At 70.7% G+C, this 26,713-nt stretch carries 25 protein-coding genes and 1 pseudogene; 13 read left to right on the top strand and 13 right to left on the bottom strand.

From position 1 onward, the window contains the following. Positions 1 to 104: 104 nt before the first annotated feature. Together ACFPFQ_RS24865 and ACFPFQ_RS24860 are read right to left on the bottom strand one after the other, a co-directional pair. Complete coding sequence (locus ACFPFQ_RS24865; RefSeq protein WP_379622842.1) at positions 105 to 974, bottom strand: PaaX family transcriptional regulator C-terminal domain-containing protein; 870 nt, start codon at positions 972 to 974, stop codon at positions 105 to 107. A 191-nt stretch (positions 975 to 1,165) separates the two neighbouring features. After that, the gene (locus tag ACFPFQ_RS24860; RefSeq protein ID WP_379622840.1) at positions 1,166 to 2,083 is read right to left on the bottom strand and encodes an SDR family NAD(P)-dependent oxidoreductase; all 918 of its coding nucleotides are present in this window, start codon (positions 2,081 to 2,083) and stop codon (positions 1,166 to 1,168) included. 441 nt (positions 2,084 to 2,524) lie between these two features. On the opposite strand from ACFPFQ_RS24860, the pseudogene ACFPFQ_RS24855 reads away from it, so the two are divergent. The 5 genes and pseudogenes from ACFPFQ_RS24855 to ACFPFQ_RS24835 all read left to right on the top strand — a co-directional run. Continuing rightward, positions 2,525 to 3,154 (top strand): annotated as a pseudogene (locus ACFPFQ_RS24855) (LLM class flavin-dependent oxidoreductase); the annotation flags it as partial. Between the two features lie 52 nt (positions 3,155 to 3,206). Beyond that, positions 3,207 to 4,616, top strand: a complete 1,410-nt coding sequence (locus ACFPFQ_RS24850; RefSeq protein ID WP_379622838.1) for an aldehyde dehydrogenase family protein — start codon at positions 3,207 to 3,209, stop codon at positions 4,614 to 4,616. Beyond that, complete coding sequence (locus tag ACFPFQ_RS24845) at positions 4,613 to 5,923, top strand: hypothetical protein (RefSeq protein ID WP_379622836.1); 1,311 nt, start codon at positions 4,613 to 4,615, stop codon at positions 5,921 to 5,923. The genes ACFPFQ_RS24850 and ACFPFQ_RS24845 overlap by 4 nt, the downstream gene beginning before the upstream one ends. Continuing rightward, a complete protein-coding gene (locus ACFPFQ_RS24840) occupies positions 5,920 to 6,843 on the top strand; it encodes an SDR family NAD(P)-dependent oxidoreductase (RefSeq protein WP_379622834.1) in 924 nt (307 codons plus the stop codon). Before ACFPFQ_RS24845 ends, ACFPFQ_RS24840 begins: the two co-directional genes overlap by 4 nt. Positions 6,844 to 6,902: 59 nt before the next feature. Beyond that, positions 6,903 to 7,067, top strand: a complete 165-nt coding sequence (locus tag ACFPFQ_RS24835; RefSeq protein ID WP_379622832.1) for a hypothetical protein — start codon at positions 6,903 to 6,905, stop codon at positions 7,065 to 7,067. Between the two features lie 45 nt (positions 7,068 to 7,112). On the opposite strand, the gene ACFPFQ_RS24830 is transcribed toward ACFPFQ_RS24835, so the two are convergent. The 10 genes from ACFPFQ_RS24830 to ACFPFQ_RS24785 form a co-directional block, all read right to left on the bottom strand. Next, entirely contained in the window at positions 7,113 to 7,541 is a 429-nt protein-coding gene (locus ACFPFQ_RS24830) for a hypothetical protein (RefSeq protein WP_379622830.1), read from the bottom strand. 314 nt (positions 7,542 to 7,855) lie between these two features. Continuing rightward, positions 7,856 to 8,665, bottom strand: a complete 810-nt coding sequence (locus tag ACFPFQ_RS24825) for a fumarylacetoacetate hydrolase family protein (protein WP_379622828.1) — start codon at positions 8,663 to 8,665, stop codon at positions 7,856 to 7,858. Then, entirely contained in the window at positions 8,662 to 9,450 is a 789-nt protein-coding gene (gene fabG / locus ACFPFQ_RS24820) for a 3-oxoacyl-ACP reductase FabG (RefSeq protein WP_379622826.1), read from the bottom strand. The genes ACFPFQ_RS24825 and fabG overlap by 4 nt, the downstream gene beginning before the upstream one ends. 33 nt (positions 9,451 to 9,483) lie before the next feature. Then, positions 9,484 to 10,650, bottom strand: coding sequence for a CaiB/BaiF CoA transferase family protein (locus ACFPFQ_RS24815; protein WP_379622824.1), 1,167 nt, complete (start codon positions 10,648 to 10,650; stop codon positions 9,484 to 9,486). Next, complete coding sequence (locus ACFPFQ_RS24810; protein ID WP_379622822.1) at positions 10,643 to 12,430, bottom strand: flavin-containing monooxygenase; 1,788 nt, start codon at positions 12,428 to 12,430, stop codon at positions 10,643 to 10,645. Before ACFPFQ_RS24810 ends, ACFPFQ_RS24815 begins: the two co-directional genes overlap by 8 nt. Then, a complete protein-coding gene (locus ACFPFQ_RS24805) occupies positions 12,427 to 13,350 on the bottom strand; it encodes an alpha/beta fold hydrolase (RefSeq protein WP_379622821.1) in 924 nt (307 codons plus the stop codon). Before ACFPFQ_RS24805 ends, ACFPFQ_RS24810 begins: the two co-directional genes overlap by 4 nt. A 30-nt stretch (positions 13,351 to 13,380) precedes the next feature. Further along, positions 13,381 to 13,941, bottom strand: coding sequence for a 3-phenylpropionate/cinnamic acid dioxygenase subunit beta (locus tag ACFPFQ_RS24800; protein ID WP_379622819.1), 561 nt, complete (start codon positions 13,939 to 13,941; stop codon positions 13,381 to 13,383). A gap of 15 nt (positions 13,942 to 13,956) precedes the next feature. Beyond that, a complete protein-coding gene (locus ACFPFQ_RS24795; RefSeq protein WP_379622817.1) occupies positions 13,957 to 15,321 on the bottom strand; it encodes an aromatic ring-hydroxylating oxygenase subunit alpha in 1,365 nt (454 codons plus the stop codon). A 30-nt stretch (positions 15,322 to 15,351) separates the two neighbouring features. Further along, the gene (locus tag ACFPFQ_RS24790) at positions 15,352 to 16,239 is read right to left on the bottom strand and encodes a VOC family protein (RefSeq protein WP_379622815.1); all 888 of its coding nucleotides are present in this window, start codon (positions 16,237 to 16,239) and stop codon (positions 15,352 to 15,354) included. Between the two features lie 125 nt (positions 16,240 to 16,364). Next, a complete protein-coding gene (locus tag ACFPFQ_RS24785) occupies positions 16,365 to 17,150 on the bottom strand; it encodes an IclR family transcriptional regulator (protein ID WP_379622813.1) in 786 nt (261 codons plus the stop codon). Positions 17,151 to 17,274: 124 nt separating this feature from the next. On the opposite strand from ACFPFQ_RS24785, the gene ACFPFQ_RS24780 reads away from it, so the two are divergent. The 7 genes from ACFPFQ_RS24780 to ACFPFQ_RS24750 all read left to right on the top strand — a co-directional run bounded on the left by ACFPFQ_RS24780 (position 17,275) and on the right by ACFPFQ_RS24750 (position 23,496). Then, positions 17,275 to 17,583 (top strand): bifunctional 3-phenylpropionate/cinnamic acid dioxygenase ferredoxin subunit, encoded by a 309-nt coding sequence (locus ACFPFQ_RS24780; protein WP_379622812.1) that lies wholly within the window; start codon positions 17,275 to 17,277, stop codon positions 17,581 to 17,583. A 31-nt stretch (positions 17,584 to 17,614) separates the two neighbouring features. Beyond that, complete coding sequence (locus ACFPFQ_RS24775) at positions 17,615 to 18,481, top strand: alpha/beta fold hydrolase (protein WP_379622810.1); 867 nt, start codon at positions 17,615 to 17,617, stop codon at positions 18,479 to 18,481. A 34-nt stretch (positions 18,482 to 18,515) separates the two neighbouring features. Then, complete coding sequence (gene hcaB, locus ACFPFQ_RS24770) at positions 18,516 to 19,307, top strand: 3-(cis-5,6-dihydroxycyclohexa-1,3-dien-1-yl)propanoate dehydrogenase (RefSeq protein WP_379622808.1); 792 nt, start codon at positions 18,516 to 18,518, stop codon at positions 19,305 to 19,307. 82 nt (positions 19,308 to 19,389) lie between these two features. Then, positions 19,390 to 20,190 (top strand): SDR family NAD(P)-dependent oxidoreductase, encoded by an 801-nt coding sequence (locus ACFPFQ_RS24765; protein WP_379622807.1) that lies wholly within the window; start codon positions 19,390 to 19,392, stop codon positions 20,188 to 20,190. A 36-nt stretch (positions 20,191 to 20,226) separates the two neighbouring features. Then, the gene (locus ACFPFQ_RS24760; protein WP_379622805.1) at positions 20,227 to 21,174 is read left to right on the top strand and encodes an NmrA family NAD(P)-binding protein; all 948 of its coding nucleotides are present in this window, start codon (positions 20,227 to 20,229) and stop codon (positions 21,172 to 21,174) included. Next, positions 21,171 to 22,355 carry an acyl-CoA dehydrogenase family protein gene (locus ACFPFQ_RS24755; RefSeq protein WP_379622803.1) on the top strand — a complete coding sequence of 395 codons (1,185 nt, stop codon included), beginning with the start codon at positions 21,171 to 21,173 and terminating at the stop codon, positions 22,353 to 22,355. The genes ACFPFQ_RS24760 and ACFPFQ_RS24755 overlap by 4 nt, the downstream gene beginning before the upstream one ends. A gap of 22 nt (positions 22,356 to 22,377) precedes the next feature. Beyond that, on the top strand, positions 22,378 to 23,496 hold the full coding sequence (locus tag ACFPFQ_RS24750; protein ID WP_379622801.1) for an acyl-CoA dehydrogenase family protein: 1,119 nt from the start codon (positions 22,378 to 22,380) through the stop codon (positions 23,494 to 23,496). A gap of 75 nt (positions 23,497 to 23,571) precedes the next feature. On the opposite strand, the gene ACFPFQ_RS24745 is transcribed toward ACFPFQ_RS24750, so the two are convergent. Continuing rightward, positions 23,572 to 24,096 (bottom strand): hypothetical protein, encoded by a 525-nt coding sequence (locus ACFPFQ_RS24745; protein WP_379622799.1) that lies wholly within the window; start codon positions 24,094 to 24,096, stop codon positions 23,572 to 23,574. Between ACFPFQ_RS24745 and ACFPFQ_RS24740 the strand changes: the two genes are divergently transcribed. Next, the gene (locus ACFPFQ_RS24740; RefSeq protein WP_379622797.1) at positions 24,049 to 26,700 is read left to right on the top strand and encodes an ATP-binding protein; all 2,652 of its coding nucleotides are present in this window, start codon (positions 24,049 to 24,051) and stop codon (positions 26,698 to 26,700) included. The genes ACFPFQ_RS24745 and ACFPFQ_RS24740 overlap by 48 nt on opposite strands. Positions 26,701 to 26,713: the final 13 nt, after the last annotated feature.

Here is a 26,713-nt window from a genome sequence, read left to right as displayed (position 1 = left end):
CGTGTCGCGTCGGGCCAGGTTGCCCGATCGTCCGTCCCACTCCTGCTCCCGCCGTTCCGGCAGACAGGACGCACCCGGCAAGGCCGAGGATTCGCGGCCGGAGCTCAGGGACTGTCGGCGTCCCAGCGACCGCGGGCGAAGTCGATGGCGCGGTCGCGGATCAGGTCCACGAGTTCCTCGAACAGCCGGCCGGCGTCCCGGCCCGCCCACTCGGCCCCGAGCAGGTTCGTCGGCAGCCCGGGATCCCGTAGCGGCAGCCGTCGCCACCGGTTGAAGGCCAGCACGTAGTCCTGGAACGCCTCGACGTCGTACCCGCGGTCGTCGGGGCCGCGTTCGGCCCAGAGCGCCACCACCGGCCGGTAGACCTCGAGGAACTCCAGGTAGGCGGCGTTGAGCTCGGCGAGGTCCCAGCCCCGCTTGATGACCTCGGCAGGATCGCCCCCCGGGGCGAGCTGGGCGTGGAACACGTCGACGAACCGGCTCAGGTCGTGATCGCGCAGCACCGCGTTCATCGCCCCCTCCATACGGGCCGGGGCGAGCAGGGTCCCGGGCCCGATCGCACCGAAGCCGAGGCTGCCCAGCCGGGACCGGAGGAGATGGCGCCGGGTCCGGGCGGACTCCGGCACAGAGAACGTGACCAGCACCCAGCCGTCCTCGAGCCGGGCCTCCGCCCGCGGATGCCAGACGATCTTGTCGCTCTCGGTGAGGCCGGCGAGAGCCTGCTCGCTCAGCCGGTACCCGCGCAGCCGGCCACGCTTCTCGGGCTCGAGCCATCCGCGCCGCTTCTGGCGGGAGACCATCGCACGGACGAGTGCCTCATCGATCCCGAGCTCGGCCATCAGCTCCACCATCGCCGACACCGGTGCCCAGCCGCCGGCGGGCCGCAGGACCAGCGAGAGGAACTCGGCGAACAGGGTGCTCGGGTGCGCGGCCGTCCATCGTGCGCCGGACTCGGGGGTGTACTGGGTGGTCATACGCTCATCCCGACGGAGGTGCAGCACGACGCCGACTGCGAAGGATCACGGCGCCGGGCGATCGTGACAGGCACAGTAGCAAGCGCGTCGGCGCGACTTCATCCGTTGCCGAATGACTAGGGCCGCCCTGGCGGCCCGCGAGACGATCGAGGCCGGCGCACCGCGCCGGGCCTCGACCGCCGTCGGAGGACCTACAGCGACGCGCCGCCGTCGGTCCCGATGACCTCGCCGACGATCGCGCTGGCCGCGGGTGAGGTGAGGAACGCCACCACGTTCGCCGTCTCCTCGTGGAGCAGGTACCGCCCAAGCTGGTTGCGGATCATCGAGTAGAACCACATGTCGTTGAACGCCGGGATCTTCGCCTTCGTGCGCACCATCGACCCCGGGTTGACCCCGTTCACGTTGACGCCGTGGTGGATCACCTCGCCGGCGAGGAACTTCGTGAACGACGCGAGCCAGCTCTTGCCGGTGCCGTAGAGCAGGTTCCGCGGCGCGGTCGGCATGTTCGCGGACCCGCTGCCGATGTTGATGATGTGCCCGCCGCCGCCGGGGATCATGTAGTCGAGCGCCGCCCGGCTCGCGTACATCGGGCCGGCGATCGTCCCGCGCAGGTTCCGGTCGAGGTCCGCCCTGGTGGCCGTGGCGAAGTCCACCACGGCGGTGTCGACGGCGCTGTTGACAAGCACGTCGATCCCGCCGAGCAGGTCGTTGGCCTCCGCCATCCAGCGCTGGATGTCGTCGTAGTCCATCGCGTCGCCGTAGAGACCGAAGGCCCGGGTGCCCCATTTCTCCGACACCTTGGCGGCCACCCCGTGCGGGTCCGGTCCGGTGTACTGCGCCATGCTGCCGGTGGCGTCGGAGGACTCGACCTTGATGTCGACGAGGGCGACGTCGGCGCCGAGGCCGGCGAACCGGTTCGCACAGGCCTGCCCGAGCCCGGCACCGCCACCACCGGTGATGACCACCTTGCGGCCGGACAGGTCGAGCAGGTCCGTCAGTCGCACCTCGATCGAGTCGAACGGCATCCGCTGCTCGTCCCACAGGAGATCGAGGCTGTCCCCCGCCTCGACGGCGCGGTTGTAGAGCGAGTTGAAGTAGTCATTGCCCATGCTGCGTCCAGCCTCTCCCTGTGCCCGGGACACAGACCCGGGCAGCAAAGCACGGAGTCAAACACCCGGCCCCGAGCCGGATCCACGAAGTCGTTCCGGCTCGCAGAACCTCCGCCGACCGCGCCGGGCGTTCTGTTCTGCGAGACGGGGCACTGGCCGTACCGAGGTGCCGAACCTGACAGGCTGCGCAGGTCCCCGGGGCGTCGTGCGTCGTGTCCTGCACCCACCAGGAAGGGCGGATGCTCCCATGAAGATCGGCGCGCAGCTCGCGGTCACCACCCACACGATCGACGCCGTCACCCTGGCGCGGTAGCTCGAGGCCAGGGGGTTCGAGTCGTACTGGGCTCCCGAGCACACCGTGGTGCCCAAGCACCCGGGTGTCGCCTTCCCCGTGGCCGGGGGCGAGATCCCTGACGTCTACCACCAGATGCCGACCCGTTCGTCGTCCTCAGCATGATGGCCGCGGTCACGAGCACGCTCCGGGTGGCCACCGGGGTCTGCCTGGTCCCGGAGCATCCACCGCTGACTCTCGCCAAGGCCGTGTCCACCCTGGACGCGTTCAGCGGCGGCCGCTTCCTCTTCGGTCTCGGCACCGGATGGCTCCGCGAGGTCACGGAGCTGCACAACCCGGCCGCCGCCGCCAAGCCCTGGGACTACACCATCGAGGCCGTCGCGGCGATGAAGAAGCTGTGGACCGAGGAGTCCGCAGAGTTCGACGGCGAGCTGGCCTCCTTCCCGGAGATGGTCTGCGACCCGCGGCCCGTGCAGCGCCCGCATCCCCCGGTGATCGTGGGAGCACAGCCCACACCGGTAGCCGCCAAGCGGATCGCCGCCTGGGCCGACGGCTGGCTCGCCACCGGCGTGACCCCGGCCCAGGTCGCCGAGTTCCGTGCCGCCCTCGCAGTCGAGTGCGAACGGATCGGGCGGGACCCCGCCGAGCTGTCCGTCACGGTCGGCGTGCGCGACCCCGGCAAGGACAATCGCGAGGCGTACGCCGCCGCCGGCGCCGAGCGGCCTCCTGCGGCAGGACAGGGGGCCGATCTCAAGATACGATGCGTCGTATATCGATGACGCCAGCGGTGCGCGGCGTCCGCTCCAGCTTCCCCACCAGGAGATGAACGTCATGGCGGAGTACATCCCGATGACCATGGGCGGCACCGACGTCTCGACGTCCGGCGCGTTCGACGTGGTCGACCCGGCCACGGGCCTCCCGTTCGGCACGGCACCGGAGTGCACGCCGGACCAGCTCGACCAGGCCATGCACAGCGCCCAGGACGCCTACCGCACGTGGCGCAAGGACGAGTCCCGGCGCCGCGAGATCATGCTCGCCGGCGCCGACTCCGTGCTGGCGGCGACGGACAGCATCGCCCCGCTGCTGACCCAGGAGCAGGGCAAGCCGCTCGCCGAGGCGCAGATGGAGGTCCGGGCCGTCGCCCTGTGGCTCCGCTACTTCGCGAACCTCGAGGTGGCCGACGAGATCATCCAGGACGACGAGAAGGTGTTCATCCGCGTCGAGCGGCGCCCGCTCGGGGTCGTCGCGGCGATCACCCCGTGGAACTTCCCGCTGAGCCTGGCCGCGTGGAAGATCGCGCCGGCCCTGCGCGCCGGCAACACCATGGTGCTCAAGCCCTCGCCGTACACCCCCCTGGCCACGCTGCGGCTCGGTCAGGTGCTGGCACCGGTCCTGCCGCCGGGCGTCCTGAACGTCGTCAGCGGGTCCGACCCCCTCGGCGCGAGCATGACCGCGCACCCGGTCCCCCGCAAGATCTCGTTCACCGGCTCGGTGGGCACCGGCAAGCACGTCGCGGCCGCCGCGGCACCGGACCTCAAGCGGATCACCCTCGAGCTCGGCGGCAACGACCCGGCGATCCTGCTGGACGACATCGACCTGCAGGCCGTGGCCGAGAAGCTCTTCTGGTCGGCGTTCCGCAACAACGGACAGGTGTGCTCGGCCGTCAAGCGGGTGTACGCGCCGGAGAGCAAGTACGACGAGGTGGTCGAGGCCCTCGCGGCCGTCGCCCGCACCGCCCGGGTCGGCGCCGGGAACGACCCGGCCAGCCAGCTCGGACCGCTGAACAACCGCCCCCAGCGCGACCGGGTCGCCGGGCTGGTCAGCGACGCGGTGGGCCGGGGCGCGGAGGCCGTCACCGGCGGCGCCGCGATCGACGGACCCGGCTTCTTCTACCAGCCGACCATCCTGCGCGGGGCCACCGACGGGATGGCCGTCGTCGACGAGGAGCAGTTCGGTCCGGTGCTCCCGGTCCTGTCCTACCGCTCCGTGGAGGACGCCGTCGAGCGGGCGAACGGGACCAACTTCGGGCTGTCCGGCTCGGTGTGGGGCGCGGACGCCGACCGGGCCGAGGCCGTCGCCGACGAGCTCGACTGCGGCACCGCCTGGGTCAACACGCACCTCGCGCTCCGCCCGGATCAGCCCTTCGGTGGCGTCAAGTGGAGCGGGATCGGCGTGGAGAACGGGCACTGGGGTCTGAGCTCCTTCACCGAGACGAAGGTGCTGCACCGGAGCCGGCGGTGACCGCGGCTCCCGTCTCGCCCGCGGCCCTCCGCCACCTCGCGGAGGAGCCGCTGTCGGCGGACCAGCAGACCAGGCTGCACCGCGCGGTCTGGGCCGAACGGGCCCGCGTGCTCGGGCTGCCGATCGACGTCTCGCCGTGCCCGTACGACGATGCCGAGCTGGCCGGATTCCACGCGCAGGGCCGGGCGGTGGCGTACCTGCCCCACGAGCTCAGCTCGCACCTGACCCGGGACCGGTTCCAGACGCTGTTCCCGGACCTGGACTCCTACGCGGTGCCCCCGGCGAACGGTTACGTCAACACCGTCGAGGTGTGGGGGTGGTTCGACTACGAGACCTCTCCGGAGGCGCCGTGGCCGGACCTCGACGAGGCGCAGACCCTGGCGGCGATCGCCGGCGCCGGGCGCACGATGCTCACCCTCGACCAGTACATCGTGGCCAGCCAGGACCGGTTCCTGCTGTTCGGCCGCCACCTGGACGGCAACTGGACGCGGCTCGCCACCGCATACGACGGTCGTCTCGTCGTGGCGCGCTTCGACAGCGCGGAACTCGAGGAGGGGCGCGAGGACGAGGCGCCGTCCCCTGGGGCGCTCATGGTCGGCTACGACCTGACGGCCAGCGACAACGGCGTGATGCTCGGGGTCCGCACCCGCTCGGCCACGCCCCCGCTGCGCTCCCAGTGGGAGGCGCTCTGGGCCCGGACCACGGCGGCGTACGTCGACGCGGGCTACCCTGCCGGGTTGGGTCTGGAGCCCGCAGAGTACCTCGCCGGCCTGCCCCGGGTCCCGGAGCAGCCCCCGGCCTATGCGGACAGGTTCGCTGTGCCCCTGGTCGTCGACCCCCGAATCCGCTGGCAGGAGCAGGCACGGCTGCTCGGGGTCCGGCTCTCGGCCCAGTCGCAGCATTTCTCCTTCGAGGCCACCGATCCGGCCGCCTGTCCCAACGTCCCCTACGTCGGCTGGTTCACCGACTGGAACGCCCGCTTCCCCGAGCCGATCAGCTCGATCGACGCGCGTGCCCAGCTCGCCGCTGACGAGTGCGGCGCCATGCCGATCGAGCTCCTGGCAATGAACGCCGCCCTGCCGGACCTGGTCCGGTCCACGCGCTACTTCGAGGCCATCGGCTTCGTGATGACCCAGCCGACGACGGACCACATCACCAACCGGGAGGCGGGCCGCTGCCTGTGTCTGTACCGCTGGCGCGGCGGGCCGGAGCTCGGCGCCAACCAGCACCCGATCGCCTACCCGATGTTCCGGCCCCTGGCCCGTGGCCGGGACGTCACCACCATCAAGCCACCGACCGAAGGATGACCGTGCCGACCCATTTCTTCCAACAGGTGCTCCAGAACCACATCGACTCCGGCAACGGGTCGCAGACCGTGTGGTGGGACGAGACGCGCATCCCGCTCGACAGCATCGAGAAGCGGGTCACCGACCTACTGGACCTGCGGGGCCGGCGCGCGGTCGTCACCGGCGGAGCGGGGATCAACCTCGGCCAGGCCTGTGTGAACCGGCTGGCCGGCCTGGGCGCGGACGTCGCCGTCGTCGACCTGAGCGCCGAGCAGGTGCGCGAGCGGGGCTTCTCCCGGCACCCGTCGGCGCCCGACGCCGAGGGCGTCGCCTCCGCCGCCGCCGAGAAGTGGGGCACGAAGGTCGTCCCCATCCACGGCGACGTGATGGACTGGGACGGCGTGCAGGCCGTCATGGCGCAGGCCGCGGAAGCACTGGGCGGCATCGACATCCTGGTCAACAACGCGGCGGACGTCGTCATCGGCGACTTCGTGACCTTCAGCCACGAAGACATCGACCGCTCGGTGCGGGGCACTCTCACCGGTCCGATGTACTGCTCCCGCGCCGCGCTCGACTACATGCTGCCCCAGGGCAGCGGCCGGATCATCAACGTCGGGTCGGAGGCGGGCAGCACGGCCATCCCCGGGCTGACCGTGTACGGCGCGCTCAAGGCCGGCCTCGGCCAGTTCACCCGGTTCCTGGGCAAGGAGCTCGGCCCTCAGGGAATCGCTGTCCTCGGGGTGAACGCGGGCTCGATGTGGGGACCGGGCCGGCCGCTGACCGAGGACAGCCCGGGGACGCTCTACCCACGCGGCCGCACAGCCATCCAGCGCTACGAGCTGCCCGAGGAGGTCGCCAACATGGTCGCCTTCCTCGCCAGCGACGCCGCCAGCGCCATGAACGGTGCCATGATCGACATGGGCGGCGGGATGGCGGTCTGACCGACTGCTCTCACGACCCGGCCGGCCCTGTCCGGATCGCCGGCAACGCGCCGCTGGCCGTGCGGAACAGCAAGCGGATCGTCGCGGGGCTCGGCCGGCCGGCACCGGCGGAGCTTTACGAGGAGCAGGAACCGCTCCTGCGCGAGGTCTACGATTCGGCCGATGCGAAGGAGGGCGTCCTCGCCTTCACGCAGAAGCGGGCCCCGCAGTGGCAGGGGCGCTGACCCCTCCCGCTGCGCAGACCCGCTCAGCGCGCGCTGCCGCGCCGCTCAGCTCGTCCCGGCGTCGGAGAACACGACGCCGCGGTACTCGCCGTCCGCCCGCCAGGCCTCGATCAGCCGGTCGAAGGCCACGATTCCCGGGCCGTACTGGCCGTTGCGCCGGGCGATGATGTTCGGCTGGCCCTCGTTGTTCATCCACCCGGGTGTGCACGAGCGCTGGAACTCGAGGCCGGCCTGGGACGACTCGACGACGACGTCCACCCACGCGTCCTCCGCCTGCTTCTCGGCCTCGATCGTCCGGCTGCCGCGGCGCTGCGCCTCCGCGATCAGGTCCGAGATGTGCCGGCTCTGCACGTCCAGGATGTGGGCGAAGTTCGAGCTGCCGCCGACCTGGTTGACGGCCACGATGAAGAAGTCGTCGAGCACCCCGTTGTTGACGCTGCGCAGCCGGTAGAGCGCCGTCCACCCGTCGTTCACCAGGTCGGTCTCGGCAGCGCCGCCGGCGACGAAGGTGCCGAAGTTCCATCCGGTCCCGCTGGCAGCCCGGCGGCAGGGACGCGGCCCATTCGGGATCGGTCTGCCGGTTGTTGCGCACGGTGACGGCCACCGGCCTCGACGATACGCAGGTCCTCGACCCCGGCCATGCGCAGCCGCGACCCGACCAGTAGGCCGCCGAAGCCACCACCCAGGATGGCGACCTCGACCGGGTCGGTGACCGGCTCGCGTTCCACGCGGGGCGTGTCATCCGCCCTGTCACCGTTCCCGTTGTCGCACCAGCGTGATCTCTGCGGTCAGTCCGCGGCGACGGCGACCCCTGCGCCCACGGCGGCTGCTGCGCCCGCGGCGCTCATCACGGGGTTCCGCAGCGTGCCGATGCCCTCGACCTCGACCTCGACCACGTCGCCTGCCCGGATCGGTTCGATCTCGGGCGGGGTGCCGAAGCAGACCAGGTCGCCTGGGCGCAGCGTCATGAACCCGCTCACCCAGCTGATCACCTCGTCGGTCGACCAGTTCATCCGCGACGTGACCGTGTCGGTGACGACCTTGCCGTTGATCAGGGCCCGCAGGGCCGTGTCGTCCGGGTCGAGCTCGGTCTCGACGACCGGGCCCAGCACGCCGAAGGTGTCGTAGGACTTCCCCGGGAGGAACGGGGAGTTGGTCGTCATGCCGAGGTCGGTCGCCGTCACGTCGTTGACGCATGTCCAGCCGACGACGTGGGCGCGGGCCTCCGCCGGGGTGACGCCGCGGCAGGTCCGGCCGATCACCGCGGCGATCTCGGGCTCGTAGACCACGGTCGGGCAGCCGTCCGGCAGGACGATCGCGTCACCATCGCTGATGAGGGAGCTGTTCGGCTTGATGAAGAAGCTCGGGCCGTCGCGGCCGTCGCGGCCCTTCCAGTTGCCGAGCAGGCAGACCACGGTGCTGGTCGGCGTGACCGGCCTGACGATGGTGAGCCCCTCGGCCGGGCCGAGGGCGCGGCCCTCCCGCCGGAGGTCGGAGAGGTCGAGCAGCTCGACGGAGGACTCCGGGTCGAGACGGGCCCAGACTTCGTCAGCCGGGCCCTCCCCACCGCGGCCGAGCAGAACACGCCCGATCCTCACGCCTTCGGCCCACCGGCGACGTAGAGCACCTGTCCGGAGACGAACGAGGCCTCCTCGCTGACGAAGAACGAGACCGCCGCGGCGATGTCCTCGGGCTGGCCCACCCGGCCGACCGGGATCTCGGCCGCGCGCATGACGGTGTACTCGTCGTACGGCATCCCGATCCGGACCGCGGTGTCGCGGGTCATCTCGGTGACGATGAACCCGGGTGCCACGGAGTTGGCGGTGATCCCGAACTTCCCGAGCTCCATCGCGAGGGTCTTGGTGAACCCCTGCAGCCCGGACTTCGCCGCAGCGTAGTTGGACTGGCCCTTCTTGCCGAGCGCGGACGTGCTGGACAGGTTGACGATCCGGCCCCAGCCCGCGTCGACCATGTACTTCTGGGTGGCCCGCGACATCAGGTAGGCGCCGCGCAGGTGGACGTTGATGACGGCGTCCCACTCGTCGGGCTGGAGCTTGAAGAGCATGTTGTCGCGGACGATGCCGGCGTTGTTGACCAGCACCGTGGGCTCGCCGAGCTCGGCGGCCACGAGGTCGACCGCGGCCGCCACGTCCTCCACGACCGAGACGTCCGCGCCGACGGCCAGCGCCTTGCCGCCGGCGGCCTCGATCTCCTCGACGGCCGGGCCGCACGCCTTCTCGTCGAGGTCGAGGACGGCGACGGCGCAGCCGTCCGCCGCGAGCCGGTTCGCGACCCCGCGACCGATCCCCCGGGCACCTCCGGTCACGATCGCGACCGGTCTCCTGTCATTGCCGAACACTGCAGCTCGTCCTTTCCCAGCCATGGCGCCGGCGCCGGTTCGCGCCGACGGTGTGGATCACGCGTCCGAGCCGTCCTTCCCGGACGCCTCGGCCAGCCACGCCCGGATGTCCTCGCCCGCGTTGTCCAGCGTGGGCGGGCGGTGGCGGTACTGCGGCGGCGTCAGGGAGTAGGTGGCGGGGTTGCGGACCATCGGCACCCCTTCGACGTCGACCACGGGTTCGAGGCCGAGCCGGGTCGCCAGCTCCACCCCGCCGCGCACGTCGTTGATCGGCCCGCAGGGCAGACCCGCTTCGGTGAGCAGCGCGGCCCACTCGTCGGCGCCGCGGGTGGCCAGCACCTTCTCCAGCTCGGGACGCAGCTCCTCGCGGTGCTGGTTGCGCAGGCCCACCGTGGCGTAGCGCGCGTCCGCCGCGAGGTCCGGCCGGCCCAGCGCCGTGCAGAGCGTCCGGAACTGGCGGTCGTTGCCCGACACGACGATCAGCTCCCGGTCGGCCGTCGGGAACGGGCCGTACGGGAACAGGCTGGGGTGCTCGTTCCCCATCCGTTGCGGCACGACGTGCCCCGCCACGTACGCCGAGGACTGGTTGATCATCGACGAGAGCGCGCTCGTCAGCAGGTCGAGCTCGACGAACTGGCCCTGGCCGGTCCGGACGCGGTGGTTGAGCGCGGCGAGCACCGCGATCGTCGCGTGCAGCCCGGTCATCACGTCGATGGCGGAGATGCCGGCCCGCAGCGGCGGTCCGTCGGCCTCGCCCGTCATCGCCATCATCCCCGACACCGCCTGGATCAGCAGGTCGTAGCCGGGCAGCGATGCACCCTCGCGGCTGCCGAAGCCGCTGATGGCGCAGTAGACGATGCCCGGGTTGGCCGCGGACACGTCGCCGTACCCCAGCCCGTACTGCTCGATGCCGCCGGGCTTGAAGTTGTGGACGAACACGTCCGCCCGGTGCGCGAGGCCTCGCGCCACGGCGAGGTCGGCCTCGTCCGCCAGTTCGAGGGCGATCGACCTCTTGTTGCGGTTCACGGCCATGTAGTACGTCGACTCGTCGCCCCGCACCGGCGGCTTGAAGGTCCTCGTGTCGTCGCCCGCCCTGCTCTCGACCTTGATCACGTCGGCGCCGAGGTCGCCGAGCAGCATGGTGCACAGGGGGCCGGCGACGATGCGGGAGAAGTCCGCGACGACCACTCCGGACAGCGGCCCGGGCCCCGGCACCTCAGTCATTCTTGATCGGCTCGAAGATCAGGCCCTCCCACGACCCCTCGGCGCGCCAGGCGCTGATGAGGTGGTCGAAGGCGACGATCCCGGGCCCGTAGGCCCCGTTGCGCCGGGCGGCGAGAGAGCTGGCCTGGCCCTCGTTGTTGTAGTAGCCGGGTGTGCACGACGCGAGGAACTCAAGGTTCGCGCGCGAGGAGTCGACGACGGTCTGGGCCCACGCCTCCTCGGCCTCGACGATCACATCGACGACCCGGGCGTCCCGGCGGTCGGTCTCGCGGATGACCTGGCTGATGTGCCGGCTCTGGACGTCGAGCACGTGGGCGAAGTTCGAGCTCACGCCCACCTGGTTGAGGGCGACGATGAAGAAGTTCGGGAAGCCGTTGGTCTGCATCCCGTAGAGGGTCGAGATCCCGCCCTTGAACTTCTCGCTCAGCTTCAGCCCGTCGCGGCCCACCACGTCGTAGCCGAGCCGGGTCGCGAACGGCGCCCCCACCTGGAACCCGCTGGCGAAGACGAGGCAGTCGACGTCGTACTCCTTGCCGCCCACCACGATCCCGGTCGGGGTGACGCGCTCGATGCCTTGACCGTCCGTGTCGAGCAGCGTCACGTTCGGCCGGTTGAACGTGTCGAGGTACTCGTCGTTGAAGCAGGGCCGCTTGCAGAGCGCGCGGAACCAGGGCTTCAGCCCCTCCGCCGTCTCGGGATCGCGCACGGTGGAAGCCACCCGCGCCCGGATCTCCTCCATCTTCGTGAAGTCGTCGATTTCGTCGAGGACGCCGCCGCTGAGCGTACGGAGCCGGTAGATGGCGGTCCAGCCGTCGTTGACCAGGTCCGTCTCGGCGTCCCCACCGGCGACGAAGGTCGAGAAGTTGTCCATCCTTTCCCGCTGCCACCCGTGCGGGAGCGAGAGGGCCCAGTCCGGGTCCGTCGGCCGGTTCCGGCGGGCGTTGACCGCCGACGGGGTGCGCTGGACGACGTAGAGGTGGCCCGCGCTCGCGCCGAGGTGGGGCACCGCCTGGATCGCGGTCGCACCGGTCCCGACGATCGCGACCTTCTTGTCGGCCAGCCCCTCGAGGTTCCCGGTGCTGTCGCCCCCGGTGTAGTCGTAGTCCCACCGGGTCGTGTGGAACGTGTGGCCCTCGAAGGTCTCGATCCCGGGCACGCCGGGGAGTTTGGGCTTCACCATCGCGCCCGCGGTCATGGCGACGTACCGGGCGGTGAACCGGTCGCCACGGTCGGTTTCGATCGTCCAGAGCCCGTCCTCCTCGCTCCAGCTGATGCCGGAGACACGCGTCTGGAGGAGGGCGTTGTCGTAGAGGCGAAACTGGCGGGCGATCCGGTGGCAGTGCTCGAGGATCTCGGGGCCCTTGACGTACTTGGCGGTCGGCATGTAGCCGGTCTCCTCCAACAGCGGGAGGTAGATGTAGGCCTCGGTGTCGCACGCCGCGCCGGGGTAGCGGTTCCAGTACCAGGTGCCGCCGAAGTCGCCGCCCTGCTCGACGAGCCGGACGTCGGAGTACCCCAGCTCGCGCAGCCGCGCGCCGATGAGCATCCCCCCGAACCCGCCACCGATGATGGCGACCTCGACGTGGTCGAACACGGGCTCGCGTCCGGTCCTCGGCGTGTAGGGGTCCTCGAAGAAATGCGCGAGTTCGCCCTCGAACGCCTGGTACTGCCGGGAGCCGTCCTTACGCAGCCGCTTGTCGCGCTCGATCCGATACTTCTCGCGCAGCGCGTCGGGATCGAACCCGAGCGCGGACGTGTCCACCTGACCTGTCACTGTCACCTGACGTCTCCTGGAAGGGCTGTGGCGCGGGCCGCGTTGCGGCGGACCGCGGAGATGATCTGGGGCCAGGCTCCGGGCACGATGCCGTGGCCCATGCCGTCGATGACGTCGAGCCAGGCGTCCGGCACGGCGTCCGCCGTCGCCCGGCCGCCGCTGATGTCGACCAGGCGGTCGTCGTTCCCGTGGATCACGACCGTGGGCACCCGGAGGTTGCGCAGCGCGGGCGTCCGGTCCGCGGCGGCGACAGCGGCCGCTTGTTGGCGGCGTTGGCCGGCCGGGTCGAACGCGCGGTCGTAGGCCGCGGTCGCTCGGGTCCGCGCCGCATGTTCGTCGAACGGGAAGCCGCTCCCGGCGAGCGCGTGTGACCGTTTCACCGCCGCCTCGACGACGCCCTCACGGGTCGCCGGAGCGGGCCGGCGGATCAGCGCGATGGTGTCCGGGTCCGCCTGGCCGACCGCCCGGTCACCGGTGCTGGACATGATCGAGCACAGCGACAGCACGCGCTCCGGCCACCGGATCGCCACCAGCTGCGCGATCATGCCGCCCATCGACGCGCCGACGAGGTGGGCACGGCCCAGCCCGAGGGCGTCGAGGAGGCCAACGGCGTCCGCGGCCATGTCGTCGAGGGTGTAGGGCAGGGTGCTCAGGTCGCCACCGCGGATCGCCGCCATGTCGGGGGTCCCGTCCATCCGCTGCGACAACCCGACGTCACGGTTGTCGAAACGGATCACGAAGAAGCCCGAGTCGACGAGCTCGTCGTAGAAGCGCCGGTCCCAGCCGTCCAGCTGCGTGCCCTGGCCCATGATCAAAAGCAGCGGCGGGTCGGTCGGGTCGCCGACCGTCGCGCAGCACAGGCCGATGCCGTTCGCCTGGACCGTCCGGGGCAGCTCGGCTCGCACGTCACCGCGGGCGGATCTCACCCGGGCCTCCTCGTCCTCGCGTTCGGGCTGTCAGAAGAAGTTGCTGAGGTTCTGCGACAGCAGAATCGTCTGGTCGAGGTAGATGTCCCGGCGGGCGATCCGCAAGCCGTCGTCCGTACGGCGCAGGACGTCCTCCCGGCGGCCGATCCACTCGTCGATCTCCGATTTCAGCCGGGTTCGGTACAGGTGGAAGCACGTCTCGACCGTCAGCTCGGTGGCTGGGTCCCGCTCCGGGTCCTCGACGATGCGGACGTTCGTCACGAGGTGGCGGGTCCGGGATGGTGGGTCCTCCGCCCAGGCCGTACCGGTGGCGAGCTTCTGGACCCGTCCGACGAGCGTGGCCTTGTCGTCGTCGAAGAACGCCATCTCGCCGCGCTGCGTGAACTCCTTGGCGAGGTTGCGGCGAGGGACCGTCCGGCGGATCGGCATGAAATAGACCGTGTCCTCGGTGAAGAGCTCGACCCACTCCTCGAACCGCTGATGATCCAGCAGGGCGGCCTCGTAGGTGTAGAACTGCTCGACCTCGTACTGCAGGTACATGGCGGCGAGTTGCTCCGGCGCGACCGCCGCGGCCAGGTGCGTGGTTCCCATCGCTGGTCCGTCCCTCTAGATGCTGTCGCCGGGCGTGGTGGAGTCGCGCAGCTCGTCCCAGCTGGTGCCCTTGATCCACTCGAGCCACGACAGGTAGGTCCACAGCTGCGCGTGCTCGTTGACGGCCGCCTCGATGCGGGCCACCCCGTCCTCGTGGATGATCTTCCCGCGGCCCAGCCCCATCTTGAGCTGCTGCGGGATGCTCCTTCGGGCACCGGCCCCGGTCTGCAAAGTGCTCTGCGACCAGTTCTCTCCGTCCTCCTGCTCGAGGAAGCCGGCGGGGCCGAACGAGTGGATCTGCCGGTCGAGCTGGGCCCGCTGCTCCTCGGGCGTCTGGTTGCGGTCCTTGAAGCTGAACCACCAGACCTCCGTGACGCCCGCGCTCCGCGGGACCCGGAGGCTGATCTGGGCATCCATCGTGAACCAGGCGGTCGGGAAGACCTGCGGGTGGCCGGCGAAGCGGGACCCGACCGAGCCGAGCGCCGCGTAAGGGCCGGGGTTGCGGCGCCAGGTCACGACCTCGTGCATCTCCGGCGGGAGGGTCCGGAGCATCGACTCGACGCTCGGACCGGAGATCGCGTGCCCGTACTCGCCCAGCGCGACCAGGGTATCCAGGTCGGTGGGCAGCCGCTGGACGCCGAGGGAGTTCCCCTCGTCGGTGCGGGCGCCTCCGGAGTCGGTCGCCGCGGCACTGGGGATCATCCCGACCGCCTGGGCCGAGATGTGGGTGATCTGCGGGTGGTAATAGTCGAACGAGTTGTCGACGGCGAACTTCCAGTTGCAGTTCAGCGTGAACTTCTGGATGCCCGGACGGGCCTCGATGTCGCCGCGCTCGGCCAGCAGGTCGACGCCGATCCGGCCGGTGCGGCCGAGGAAGTCCAGCAGCGGCGGCGCCTTGGGGTCCATCGTCGCGAAGACGAAACCCTTGTAGCTGTCGAGCTGGGCCACCTGGCGCAGCGGGTACTTCGACTTGTCCAGCTCATCGTGGTAGAAGTCCTTCAAACCCGGGACGCCGACGAGCTCGCCGTCCAGGCCGAACGTCCAACCATGGTACGTGCACATGAAGTTCCGCACGTTGCCCTCGTCGGCCCTGCACACGGCGTTGCCGCGGTGAGTGCAGGTGTTGAGCAGAGCCTTGATGCTCCGGTCCTTCTGCCGGACCACGAGGACGTTGTCGCGGCCCATGGGGGCCTCGAAGAAGTCCCCGCGCTTGGGGATCTGCGTCTCATGACACAGGAACAGCCAGGCACGCCCGAAGATGTGCGTCATCTCCAGCTCGAAGATCTCCTCGTCACTGAAGATCCGGCGGTCCAGCTCACCGGTCGCCACGTTGACGAGCGACTCGAGGTGGCCGGTGGTCCCGGGCGCAGCAATGGCCATGTCTGTTCTCCAGTCGGTGCTTGTGGCGAGTCACGCCGGGTCGAAGGTGTGACCCCAGTACGCCGAAGCGTCATAGGTCACGACCGACCACGTCTCGTCGTCGATGAGCAGTCCGTCGGTGCCGTACTCGATGCCGAAGCCGGACGGCGACTGCACGTAGAACGACAGCATCTTGTCGTTCGTGTGGCGGCCCAGCGAGGCGAGCTGCCGGATCTTGCGCTGGTGCACCCGGTCCAGGGCGCGGCCGACGACATCGAGGTCGTCGACCTCCACCATGAAGTGGTTGATCCCGGTCGGCCCGTCCTTGTACACGGGGGCCACCGCGAGGGAGTGGTGCCGGGGATTGGTGTGCAGGAAGGTGAGGAGCATTCCCGGGACGGGGATGATGTGGTCGCTCACCTTGAAACCGAGTACACGCCGGTAGAACTCGGTCGTCTCCTCGACGTTGTCGCAGACCACCACCACGTGTCCCAGCCCGGTGTCGGCGCCGTCCGGAGCGGTGGTGACGAAGCGCGCCCCGGTGGGCGAGACGAAAGGCTCCTGCAGCATGGTCGCGCCGTAGTGGAACTCGAGCGTGTACCCGGCCGGGTCGGTGCAGCGCAGGAGCCGGCGGACGCCGCGCATCTCGGCGAGCCCTGCATCGTCATTGTAGGCAACCCCGGCGGCGGTCAGTGCGGCCGCCACCTCGTCCAGGGCATCGGGGCCGGACACCTGCCATCCGATGTAGTCGAGCTCGTCGTCTCCGACACGCGCGGTGATCCGATGGGCGCGCTCGTCCATCCGGAGGACCACGGCTTCCTCGCCATCGATCGCGGCGCGGGTCGCGGTCATACCCAGGATCTCGGTCGCGAAGACCTCCCAGTCCTCGAGGCTCTTCACCCGGAATCCCAGATAGCCGAGTGCTTCGACTCTCGTCATGCGTTGATCCGTCCCATCTCGGTGCTGCCCATCTGGTGCTGGTGGCCTGGTCGATCGATCGTGCGGGGCTCGGCGCGCCGGGACAACGAAGCCGTTCCGAATGCCGGACCGGGGCCGGACGTGGGTCAGGCGACCAGCGTGTTGAGGTGGCCCGAGAGCTGCTCGGCCGCCCTGAGCATCACGGCCCGGTACCGCAGGATGGAACGACCACCAGCCCCGGCCGACAACGACAACGCAGCGACCGGCCGGTCGGCCCGCCCCCCGAACACGGGCACCGCGATGCAGGAGACTCCGAGAAAGGCCTCCTCGAAATCAGTGGCATACCCCTGCTGACGGACCCGGATCAGCGCCCGCCCCAACAAGTCCGGCGTCGCGATCGTGAACGCGGTGAACCGGAAATAGCGGGCCGGCACCATCCCACCGATCCCAGACCCGGAGAACGCCAACATCGCCTTCCCCAAGGCCGTCGCATGCTGAGGCCGACGCATGCCCACAGCCGTGTCGATCCGCACCGACTCCGGCCCGAAGAGCTTCTCGACATACAAGACGCTCGAACCAACCGGCACCGCCAGGTGCACCGCCTCCCGAGTCTGCGCATACAACTCGGTCAACACCGGCATCGCACGATCGCGCAAACCGTTCGCCCGTGCGACCGCGACCTGGTTCCCCAGCTCGAACGCCCGCGTCGACAACGCGTACTTGTCGCCCACACGGCACACGTAACCGCTCTCGATCAGCACCACCAGAAGACGATGCGCGGTCGACTTCGGAACGCTGACGACCTTCGCCAGCTCCGAGACACCCATCGCCGCACGAGGACCCCCGAGCGCGTCCAGCAGCGCCAAAGCCTTGCCCGCCGACGTGTCCAGACCGCTCCCGGCCCCCGTGCGCCTGGTCTGCTGGAGCTCCACCAGACCCTCCTCTCACGACTGCCGTCCCTGTGTGTTCCGCTCTAGGGAACACCGAGCATGTGACATATGGTATCTCAGGTGTCAGATTGGTCAACGCCAGAGCAACGGAAGGTGTGAGGAGCACGTGACCTGGACGAGGGCATGCCGTACGTCCGACGTCGAGGAGGGCGAGGGCTACCAGCTCAAGCGAGAGCGCCCGGTCGCCCTCTTCACCGTCGATGACGAGTACTTCGCGATCGACGACACCTGCACCCACGACGAGGCGTCGCTGGCCGACGGCTACGTGGACGGTGACGTCGTCGAGTGCGGATGGCACTTCGCGAAGTTCTGTATCAGGACCGGAGCGGCGCTCAGCCTCCCGGCCACCTGTCCGGTGGCCACCTACGCCGTCAAGGTCGAAGGCGACGACCTGTTCGTCGACCTCCCCGACTGACGCGCCCACCGACCCCCGAGGAGCAGTACAGATGACGTCCCGGATCGACTCAGCCTACGCACTGACAGCCGAGAGCACGAAGCGGATCGTCCGCACCCCGGACTACGAGATCCAGGTGAACGAGGCCGGCGAGGGGCACCCGCTCCTGTTGATCCACGGCACCGGCCCGGGTGCCACGGGCTGGTCGAACTTCGCCCCGAACATCGAGCCCCTGTCGCAGCAGTTCCGCGTGGTGGCGGTCACCATGCCGGGCTGGGGCGAGTCGAGCGCGCAGGACGTCGCGTCCGGGTTCGACCAGGGCGAGGCCGTCAAGCAGCTGATGGACGCGCTCGACATCGAGCGGGCCGCGATCGTGGGCAACTCGATGGGCGGCGGCGTCGGCATCGTCGTGAACGCTCGCTGGCCGGAGCGGGTGTCTCACCTGGTCACGATGGGATCCGGGGTCTGGGCCGTCAACGTGTTGTCACCGTCCGGGATGAGCGAGGGTTTCAAGGTCCTCTACGAGACCTACCTGGACCCGTCGCCGGCGAACTTCAAGCGGCTGGTCCAGGTGATGTGCTTCGACCCCGCATTCGCCACCGACGAGCTCGCCGAACAGCGGTCCAAGGACGCGCTCGCGCACCCCGAGCACCTGCACGACTGGGTCGAGCGCATGAAGGTCGGGCTGGGGAACGAGGCCTTCGCCGCCGCGGCGGCGGCACTGCCGACCTCGAACGTGCCGGCGCTCATCATCCACGGCCGGGATGACCGGACCGTCCACTGGGAGCTCAGCCTCCGCGCCCTGTCGATGATCCAGGACTCCCGGATGGTCATGCTGAACCGGTGCGGCCACTGGGCGCAGCTCGAGCACGCCGCGGAGTTCAACCAGCTCGTGACCGACTTCGTCACCCACCACTGATCAACACCGGCAACAGACAGAAGGACGGCATCACGTGAGCGGACTCCAGGACCGGGTCGTCCTCGTCACCGGCGGTGGCTCCGGTGTCGGGCGGGCGATTGTCGACCGCTTCCTAGACGAGGGCGCGCGGCTCGTGGTCCTCGAACGGGACCCCGAGAAGGCGGCCTCGCTGGCCTCGCGCGGCAGCAGCGAGCTGGTCACCGTGACCGGCGACGTCACCAGGTACGCGGACAACGAGAAGGCCGTGGCCACGGCCGTGGAGGAGTTCGGCCGGCTCGACGTGTTCATCGGCAACGTCGGCCTGTGGGACTTCAACCGCACCCTGGTCGACCTCTCCCCGACCGAGCTCGAGGCCGGATTCCACGACCTCTTCACCGTGAACGTACTGGCCTACCTGCTGGGCGCGCGGGCGGCCGCTGCCGCGCTCCGGGAGTCGCGCGGCACGATCATCCTCACGCTCTCGAACGCGTCCTTCTACCCGCAGGGCGGCGGCGTCCTCTACACCGCGACGAAGCACGCCGGGCTCGGCGTCGTGCGGCAGCTGGCCTACGAGCTGGCGCCCGAGATCCGGGTGAACGGGGTGGCCCCGGGCGGGATGGCCACCAACCTGAGCGGGCCGAAGTCACTGGGGCTCGAAGAGCGCCGGATCACCGACATCCCGATCCAGGAGTACCTCGAGAAGTACTCGGCCCTCGAGCGGGCGATCGAGCCGGCCGACTACGTCGGCGCCTACGCCATGCTGGGGTCGAGCCGGGACGCGCTCACCGTCACCGGCACCGTCTTCGACATCAGCTCGGTGGGTACGCCGCACCGCTCCGCGCCGTGACCACCGAGCCGCCCGCGTCCCCGGTCCGCTCCGCTGAACGCGGTTCTCGACCGGAGCGCCGGACACCCGCGACGATCGCCCCATGACAGTCAACGGCGACGGGGCGAGGTACTCGCCGTTCGATCTGACGGGCAAGGTCGCGCTGGTCACGGGCGGCAACGGCGGCATCGGTCTCGGCATGGCCGAGGGTCTCGCCCGTGCCGGAGCCGCGGTCGCCATCTGGGGCCGGGACGCCGCGAAGCTCGACAAGGCCGCCGCACTGCTGTCCGAGTGCGGGGCCCGGGTGCACGCCGCCGCCGTCGACGTCAGCGACGCCGATGCCGTCGCGTCCGCGGTCGAGGGCACGGTCTCGACCCTTGGCCGGATCGACTCGGTGTTCGCGAACGCGGGCGTGGGCGGCCGCACCAAGTTCCTGGATCTCGACGCCGCCGAGCTGCACCGGGTGATGGCGATCGACCTCGAGGGCGCGCTCTGGACCCTGCGCGAGGTGGCGCGGCACATGGTCGAGCGGGCGAAGGCCGGCGACCCCGGAGGCTCGCTGGTGACCACCTCGAGCGTGTCCGCCGTCCGCGGGGCACCCACGCTGCAGTCCTACTCCGCGGCGAAGGGCGCGCTCATCTCGGTCACCAAGGGGCTCGCCGTCGAGTTCGGTCGGTACGGCATCCGGGCGAACACCGTCATCCCCGGCTGGATCCGCACCGAGATGACCGCGGGCAGCTTCGACCGCCCCGAGGTGCAGGACGCGATCCTCAAGCGCGTGCCGATGCGGCGCTGGGGATCGCGTGCGGACTTCGCCGGCATCGCGGTGTACCTCGCCTCCGACGCATCGACCTACCACACCGGCGACACCCTGGTCGTCGACGGTGGCTACACGATCGCCTGAGAGGGCGCCACGGACATGGATCGGATGAGTGAACAGATGAGTGAGCAGGCGGCCGACAGGCCCGTCCTCGTTGTCGGCGCGACCGGGAAGCAGGGCGGGGCCACCACGCGAGCGCTCCTCGCGGCCGGAACACCGGTGCGGGCCCTGGTGCGGGACCCCGACTCCGAGCGCGCCAAGGCGCTCGTCGAGCTCGGGGCGAGCCTGGCGGTCGGTGACCTCTACGACGCGGAGTCCCTCGTGGCGCCGTGCACAGGGGTGCGGGCGATCTTCTCGGCCCTCACGCCGGACATGATGAACCCGGCGGCCGACGCCGAGCGGGTCCACGCGCGCAACCTGGTCCCGGCGGCCGTCAAGGCCGGGGTGCCCCACTTCGTCCAGACGTCGGTGTCCGGCGCCGGCCGCCACACCTCGGCTCCCGGATGGGACGAGGCTCGCTGGCACCGCTCGTACCACGAGGCCGTGGCACCGATCAGCGAGTACTGGGAGAGCAAGGAAGACGTCAACGACCTGGTCCGGAACGCGGGCTTCCCCGCCTGGACCATCCTCTACCCCTCCACGTTCATGGAGATGTTCAACCGACCGTCGGTCTACTTCGAGGGCCGCACCGGCAACCGGCTGATGGCCGCCGTCAACCCCGACAGCATCTACGCGCTCATCGCCGTCGAGGACATCGGCCGCGCGGCCGCGGCCGCGATCGCCGACCCCGAGCGGTTCAACGGCGTCGAGCTGGAGCTCGCGGGTGACGTGCTCACCTTCGAGGAGATCGCCGGGGCGCTGTCGCGGGCCTGGGACGAGGAGATCCTGCCCCCCGAGCTGCCGATGTCGCCCGAGCAGGCGCTAGCCAAGGGCATGGTCCCGCCCATCGCGCAGGCGAGCGAGTGGAACCGGGACGTCCCGGCGACGGCCCGGCGCGAGCACCTCGAGAAGTACGGCATCACCCCGCTCGACCTCGAGACATGGGCGAGGAAGTCGCGCAAGGCATGAGCCCGAACGAGCAGGTCGAGAGCCTGACCCACGCGCTCCTCGAGAAGTACCCCCCGGCCACGACCGACCGGGCGGAGTTCCTCGCCGCCCAGTACGACGCCGGGCTGACGTGGGTGCACCACCCCGTCGGCCAGGGCGGGCTGGGGGCCGACCGCGCCTCACAGCGCACGGTCTTCGCGCTGCTGACCGCGGTCGGGGCGCCGAACCTGCAGGTGGAGAGCCGGCTGGCCTACTCGATGGGCGCGCCCACCGTGGTCGCGTGGGGTACGCCCGAGCAGCAGGAGCGCTACCTGCGGGCCATCGCGACGGGCGAGCGGTGGTGCCAGCTGTTCTCCGAGCCGGGCGCCGGCTCCGACCTGGCCGCCATCGACGCGCGGGCCGTCCGCGACGGCGACGGCTGGCGGGTCACCGGGCAGAAGGTCTGGACGTCGATGGCCACGACCTCCCAGCGGGGGATGCTGCTGGCCCGGACCGATCCGAGCCTGCCCAAGCACCGCGGCCTGACCTACTTCGCGCTCGACCTGGCGACCCCCGGCGTCGAGATCCGGCCGCTGCGCCAGATGACCGGCGAGGCGGAGTTCTTCGAGGTCTACCTGACCGACGTGGTCGTCCCCGACGCCGACCGGCTGGGCCCCGTCGACGGGGGCTGGAAGGTCGCCATGTCGACGCTCATGAACGAGCGCGACATGTTCGGCACGAAGGCGACCGAGGCGGGCCCCGTCGACGTCGCGCTCGACCTGTACGGCGAGCTGTACCGCCGTGATCAGCAGAGCGCGAGCGCCTTCCGGCCGCGGATGGTGCAGCTCTGGCTGCGCGGCCACGTGCTGAAGGTCTACGCCGCCGGTGCCGCCCGGCGGGCGACCGGGGGACCCGGTCCGGAGAGCTCGGTGAGCAAGGTCGGGTTCGCCGAGCTGAACAAGGCCGGCTACGAGCTGTGCCTCGACCTGCTCGGCGACGACGCGCTCCTGTACGACACCTACGAGCCCGACGCGCTCACCGGCCGCCCCGGCGGGAGCGCACCCGTGGACGCGCGTCGGCTCTTCCTGCGCTCCCGGGCCAACTCCATCGAAGGTGGGACGACGGAGATCATGCGCAACATCCTCGCCGAGCGGGTCCTCGGCCTGCCGGCCGAGCCGAGTGTCGACAAGGACCTTCCCTACTCCGAGCTCCGGCGTGGCTAGCCCGGCCACGACCACAGCGACCGTGGTCGAGTCCGAGGACCTCCGCGACCTCCGCTCGACGGTGGCGCGGATGGTGGCCCGCACCGCTCCGGAGCCGGTCGTGCGCGAGCACCTCGACTCCGCGGACGGGTTCGACCGGGCGGCCTGGACGCGGCTGGCCACCGAGATCGGTGTCCAGGGGCTGGCCGTCCCGGAGGAGTACGGCGGGGCGGGCTGCGGGATCCGCGAGCTGGTGGTCGCCGCCGAGGAGCTCGGCTACGGGCTGTTCCCCGGGCCGTTCCTGTCCACCGTGCTCCTGAGCGCCACGCTCGTCGCCCGTTCGCGGGACGCCGGGGCGATGCAGGCCCTGCTCCCGGGGATCGCCGACGGGTCACTCGTGTGCACGCTGGCCCTGCCTCGACACGCCGCGGGCTGGGATGCCGACGCCACCCCGGTGACGGCCGCCCGGACCGGGGACAGCTGGACCCTGACGGGCACGCTCCCCAATGTCCTCGACGGCCAGGTCGCCCGCGTCCTCCTGGTGCCGGCCCGGCACGACGACGTGGTCTCGGTGTTCCAGGTGGATGCCGGCGCGGCGAACGCGGTGAACCTCCGGGTCGAGCCGGTGCTCGCCATGGACCAGACGCGGCGGTTCGCCCACGTCGGGTTCGCCGGGGCGCCGGCCACCCTGGTCGGCGAGCCGGGAACCGCCGGAGCGCTCCTCGCCGCCGCCGGGGCGGTCGCCGCCGTCGGGCTGGCCGCCGACCAGGTGGGCGGGGCGCGCCGGATGCTCGAGGTCACCGCCGAGTACGCGCGCACCCGGTACCAGTTCGGCCGCCCGATCGGCTCCTTTCAGGCGGTGAAGCACGCTCTCGCGAACATGCTCATCGACACCGAGCTCGCCCGGGCGGCGCTCGACGACGCGGTTCGTGCAGTGGACGACGAGGCCCCGGACCGGGACCTCGCGGTGAGTGCCGCGAAGGTCGTGTGCTCGGATGCCTACTACGCCGTCGCCGCGGCCGCCATCCAGCTGCACGGCGGGATCGGCGTCACCTGGGAGCACAGCGCGCACCTCTACTTCAAGCGCGCGACGGCGGACCGGATCCTCCTGGGCACCCCGGCCCACCACTCGAACCGGCTGGCCGGCGCGCTCGGTCTGTGAGCTGCATTCGGGGCATGTGAGCTGCCTGGCCTGGCGCCGGTGGCTCGGGACCGGCACTCGCCCAGGCCGCTGGGATTACCCGCCCGGCGCGGCTGGGATCTCCAGTCCGCGCCGGGCGAGCTCCCTCGCGAACCGGCCGGTCAGGATGGCCGCGCTTGGGGACGTGCCTGGTCCCTCCGTGCCGGCGGGGTCGGGGTGGCCGCTGCAGTCGAGATGAATCGTCCCGAACCGCTCGTGGAGCTCGTCGTAGATGCCGTTGAGCTCCTGCATCCGGGATCGCAGACGCGCGGAGTGGGTGCTGGTCAGCGGGCCCGGCCGCCGGGCGTCGAGCCGGGTCGTGAGCACCACGGCGCCCCGCTGGGAGAGCACCTGGACGCAGTGCACGAGGTGTGCCCGCGCCTCGGCCCGGTCCCACTCCCGGCGCCGCACGTCGACCAGCCCGGAGGCCAGAGCCACCAGGTGCGGACGGTGGGCGACGGCGGCGCGCAGCTGCACCCGCCGGACGTCGTAGGTCGAGGCCCTGGCGCTCCGGACGTCCCACCATGACAGGTCGTGCGCGGTGCCGATGGCTCCGGCCAGCTGCTGTGGCCAGTCCGTCAACCAGGACCCGTTCGCCCGCCAGGTCGCGCCGTCGCCCATGACCGCCAGCCGGACGTAGCAACGGTCCGCACCGGTCGTGGACGTGCGCTTGGGCGCCGCAATGGCCAGTTCCGGCGGCTGCCATCCGATCTCGGCCATGGTCGAGCTCCTGATGTCATGGTGGGAGTCATATCCTTCGCGCCGCCAGCTTCATCGGTCCGGACGCCCACCGACATTCGCGTATCCACCTACATGCCTACCTATGCCCCGGCTATCCTCCTGACGATGGGTCGGTTCGCTCACCGCGCCGACGGCGCCTCGTTGCCCGTCGAGGTCACGAGCTTCGTGGGCCGCAGGAATGAGTTGAGCGAGGCCAGGAAGCTGCTCTCGTCGTCGCGGCTCGTCACGCTCACTGGTCCCGGCGGAGTGGGCAAGACACGGCTGTCCATGCGCGTCGCAGACCAGGCCCGTCGTGCGTTTCCCGACGGGGTGGTGCTCGTCGAGCTGGCCGAGGTGCGCAGCGCCGAGCTCGTTCCGCACGCGGTCGCCCTGGCCCTCGGCTTCCGCGACGATCCCTCCGGCTGGACGGCCGAGACCCTGGCCGAGCGGCTCGCGCCGAAGCACCTGCTGCTGGTCCTGGACAACTGCGAGCACCTCGTCGTGACGTGTGCCCTGCTGATCCGGCGGATCCTCGCCCGTGCACCCGACGTCCACGTCCTGACCACCAGCCGCGAGCCGATGAAGATCGCCGGCGAGCACACCTACGCCGTGCCGCCGCTACCGGTTCCGGCCTGGGACGACAGCTCCCGGACGGCCGATCTCGAGCACCACGACAGCGTGCGCCTGTTCCTCGACCGTGCCGAGGCGCGGGTGCCGGGGTTCGTCCTGACCGAGGACAACGCGCCGCACGTGGCTCAGATCTGTCAGCGTCTCGACGGGATCCCCCTGGCGATCGAGCTCGCCGCCGACCGGGTGCGCGCCCTGCCTGTCGAGCAGATCAACGCGCGGCTCGGCTCCCGGCTCCGGCTCCTGACGACGGGCGATCGCAGTGCCTCCGCGCGCCACCGGACCCTGCTCGCCTCGATCGCGTGGAGCTACGACCTCTGCACCGAGCCCGAGCAGCTCCTGTGGGCGCGCCTGTCGGTGTTCCCGAGCAGCTTCGTCATTTCCGCCGTCGAATCGGTCTGCACCGGCAGTGACGACGCTGACCTGGCCCCCGACGACGTCGTCGACCTGCTGACCGAGCTGGTCGAGAAGTCCATCCTGGTGCGGGAGGAGGATCCCGGCCCCGAGGCGAGGTACCGGATGCTCGGCGCCATCCGCGAGTTCGGCCACGAGCGGCTCGCCGAGTGCGGCGGCGTCTCCTGCGCGCGGGAGCGGCTCGTCGACTGGTGCTCACGGCTCGCGACCGAGTACCGGGAGGGCTGGTTCGGGCCCGGTCAGCGGGAGTGGTCCCGCCGGCTGCGCCGGGAGCACCAGAACGTCGCGTCCGCGCTGCGCTTCGCGCTGGACGGCGGGAAGCCCGCGCAGGCGATGAGCATCGCCTCCGACCTGAACCTGTACTGGGTGACAGCCGGACTGATGTCGGAGGGTCGGCACTGGCTCAGGCGAGGCGTCGAGGAGTCCGCCCCGGGCACACCGGCTCGCACCACGGCCCTGCGCTGGCTCGCGTACTTCTCCTTCTACCTTGGTGACAGCGCCGACGTGGCTCGGCTCATCGCCGACGCGTGGGCCGAGCTCGGACCCGAGCCGGCCCCCGCCGACGTGGCCTACCTGCGTTTCGTCGAGGGCATGGCTCAGCTCACCAGTAGCGATGCCCACGGGGCTCAGGCCCCACTCGACGAAGCATTGCACCTGTTCACGCTGACCGACGAGGTCGTCGGACGGGCGCATGTTCTCCTGGGATACGGGGTCACGCAGTGGCTGTGTGGCGAGCTCACCTCGGCACAGCAGCTGCTCCGGGAGTGCCTGCGCATCACCGGCCAGTACGTCGAGAGCACCTTGCACTCGAGTGCACTCATGAACCTGGGCCTGGTCCTGCGAGACGCCGGCGAGCCCACGGTAGCCGAGGCCATGGTGCTCGAAGCCCTGCAGCTCAAGGCACATGACGAAGAAGACATCGGTCAGGCGATGTGTCTAGACGCACTCGCATGGTTCAGTGTCGCCGACGATCCGCGGCGCGCTGCAACCCTCTCCGGGTGCGCCGAGACCGCGTGGCGGCGCAGCGGCGCCTCCATCGAGAGCGTGGGAGCCCTGCGAACATTCCGAGATGCCTCGCTCGAGCATCTGCGCGACGTGCTCCCTGAGCACGCCCTCGACTCGCTCACGGCATCGGGTGCCCGCCTGTCGTCAACTCAGGCACTGGACTACGCCATGGGTGTTCCGGACCGCGGCGGCGCGAACCAGGATCAGATCGCGGTGTTCCGGCCCCTGACCGCGCGGGAGTGGCAGGTCGCGCAACGGGTCGCAGAGGGACTCGGAAACCGGCAGATCGCAGGCCGCCTCGCCATCTCGCCCCGTACCGTCGACGCCCACGTGGCACACATCCTGGACAAGCTGGCATTCGGCAGCCGGACCCAGGTGGCTACTTGGGTGACCGAACGCCTCCGGGAGCCGCGTTACTGACGGACGAGGAGCA

The organism is Pseudonocardia sp. GCM10023141 (assembly GCF_042653605.1).
This window is presented reverse-complemented; position numbering and strand designations above follow the sequence as displayed.

Excerpts from the sequence above, each read along its gene's own strand:
- ACFPFQ_RS24765 (WP_379622807.1), top strand. The coding sequence starts at position 19,390 with ATGACAGTCAACGGCGACGGGGCGAGGTACTCGCCGTTCGATCTGACG.
- ACFPFQ_RS24760 (WP_379622805.1), top strand. The coding sequence starts at position 20,227 with ATGAGTGAGCAGGCGGCCGACAGGCCCGTCCTCGTTGTCGGCGCGACC.
- ACFPFQ_RS24865 (WP_379622842.1), bottom strand. The coding sequence starts at position 974 with ATGACCACCCAGTACACCCCCGAGTCCGGCGCACGATGGACGGCCGCG.
- ACFPFQ_RS24815 (WP_379622824.1), bottom strand. The coding sequence starts at position 10,650 with ATGACTGAGGTGCCGGGGCCCGGGCCGCTGTCCGGAGTGGTCGTCGCG.
- ACFPFQ_RS24790 (WP_379622815.1), bottom strand. The coding sequence starts at position 16,239 with ATGACGAGAGTCGAAGCACTCGGCTATCTGGGATTCCGGGTGAAGAGC.
- fabG (WP_379622826.1), bottom strand. The coding sequence starts at position 9,450 with ATGGCTGGGAAAGGACGAGCTGCAGTGTTCGGCAATGACAGGAGACCG.
- ACFPFQ_RS24860 (WP_379622840.1), bottom strand. The coding sequence starts at position 2,083 with ATGGGCAATGACTACTTCAACTCGCTCTACAACCGCGCCGTCGAGGCG.
- ACFPFQ_RS24775 (WP_379622810.1), top strand. The coding sequence starts at position 17,615 with ATGACGTCCCGGATCGACTCAGCCTACGCACTGACAGCCGAGAGCACG.
- ACFPFQ_RS24850 (WP_379622838.1), top strand. The coding sequence starts at position 3,207 with ATGGCGGAGTACATCCCGATGACCATGGGCGGCACCGACGTCTCGACG.
- ACFPFQ_RS24795 (WP_379622817.1), bottom strand. The coding sequence starts at position 15,321 with ATGGCCATTGCTGCGCCCGGGACCACCGGCCACCTCGAGTCGCTCGTC.
- ACFPFQ_RS24755 (WP_379622803.1), top strand. The coding sequence starts at position 21,171 with ATGAGCCCGAACGAGCAGGTCGAGAGCCTGACCCACGCGCTCCTCGAG.
- ACFPFQ_RS24840 (WP_379622834.1), top strand. The coding sequence starts at position 5,920 with ATGACCGTGCCGACCCATTTCTTCCAACAGGTGCTCCAGAACCACATC.
- ACFPFQ_RS24800 (WP_379622819.1), bottom strand. The coding sequence starts at position 13,941 with ATGGGAACCACGCACCTGGCCGCGGCGGTCGCGCCGGAGCAACTCGCC.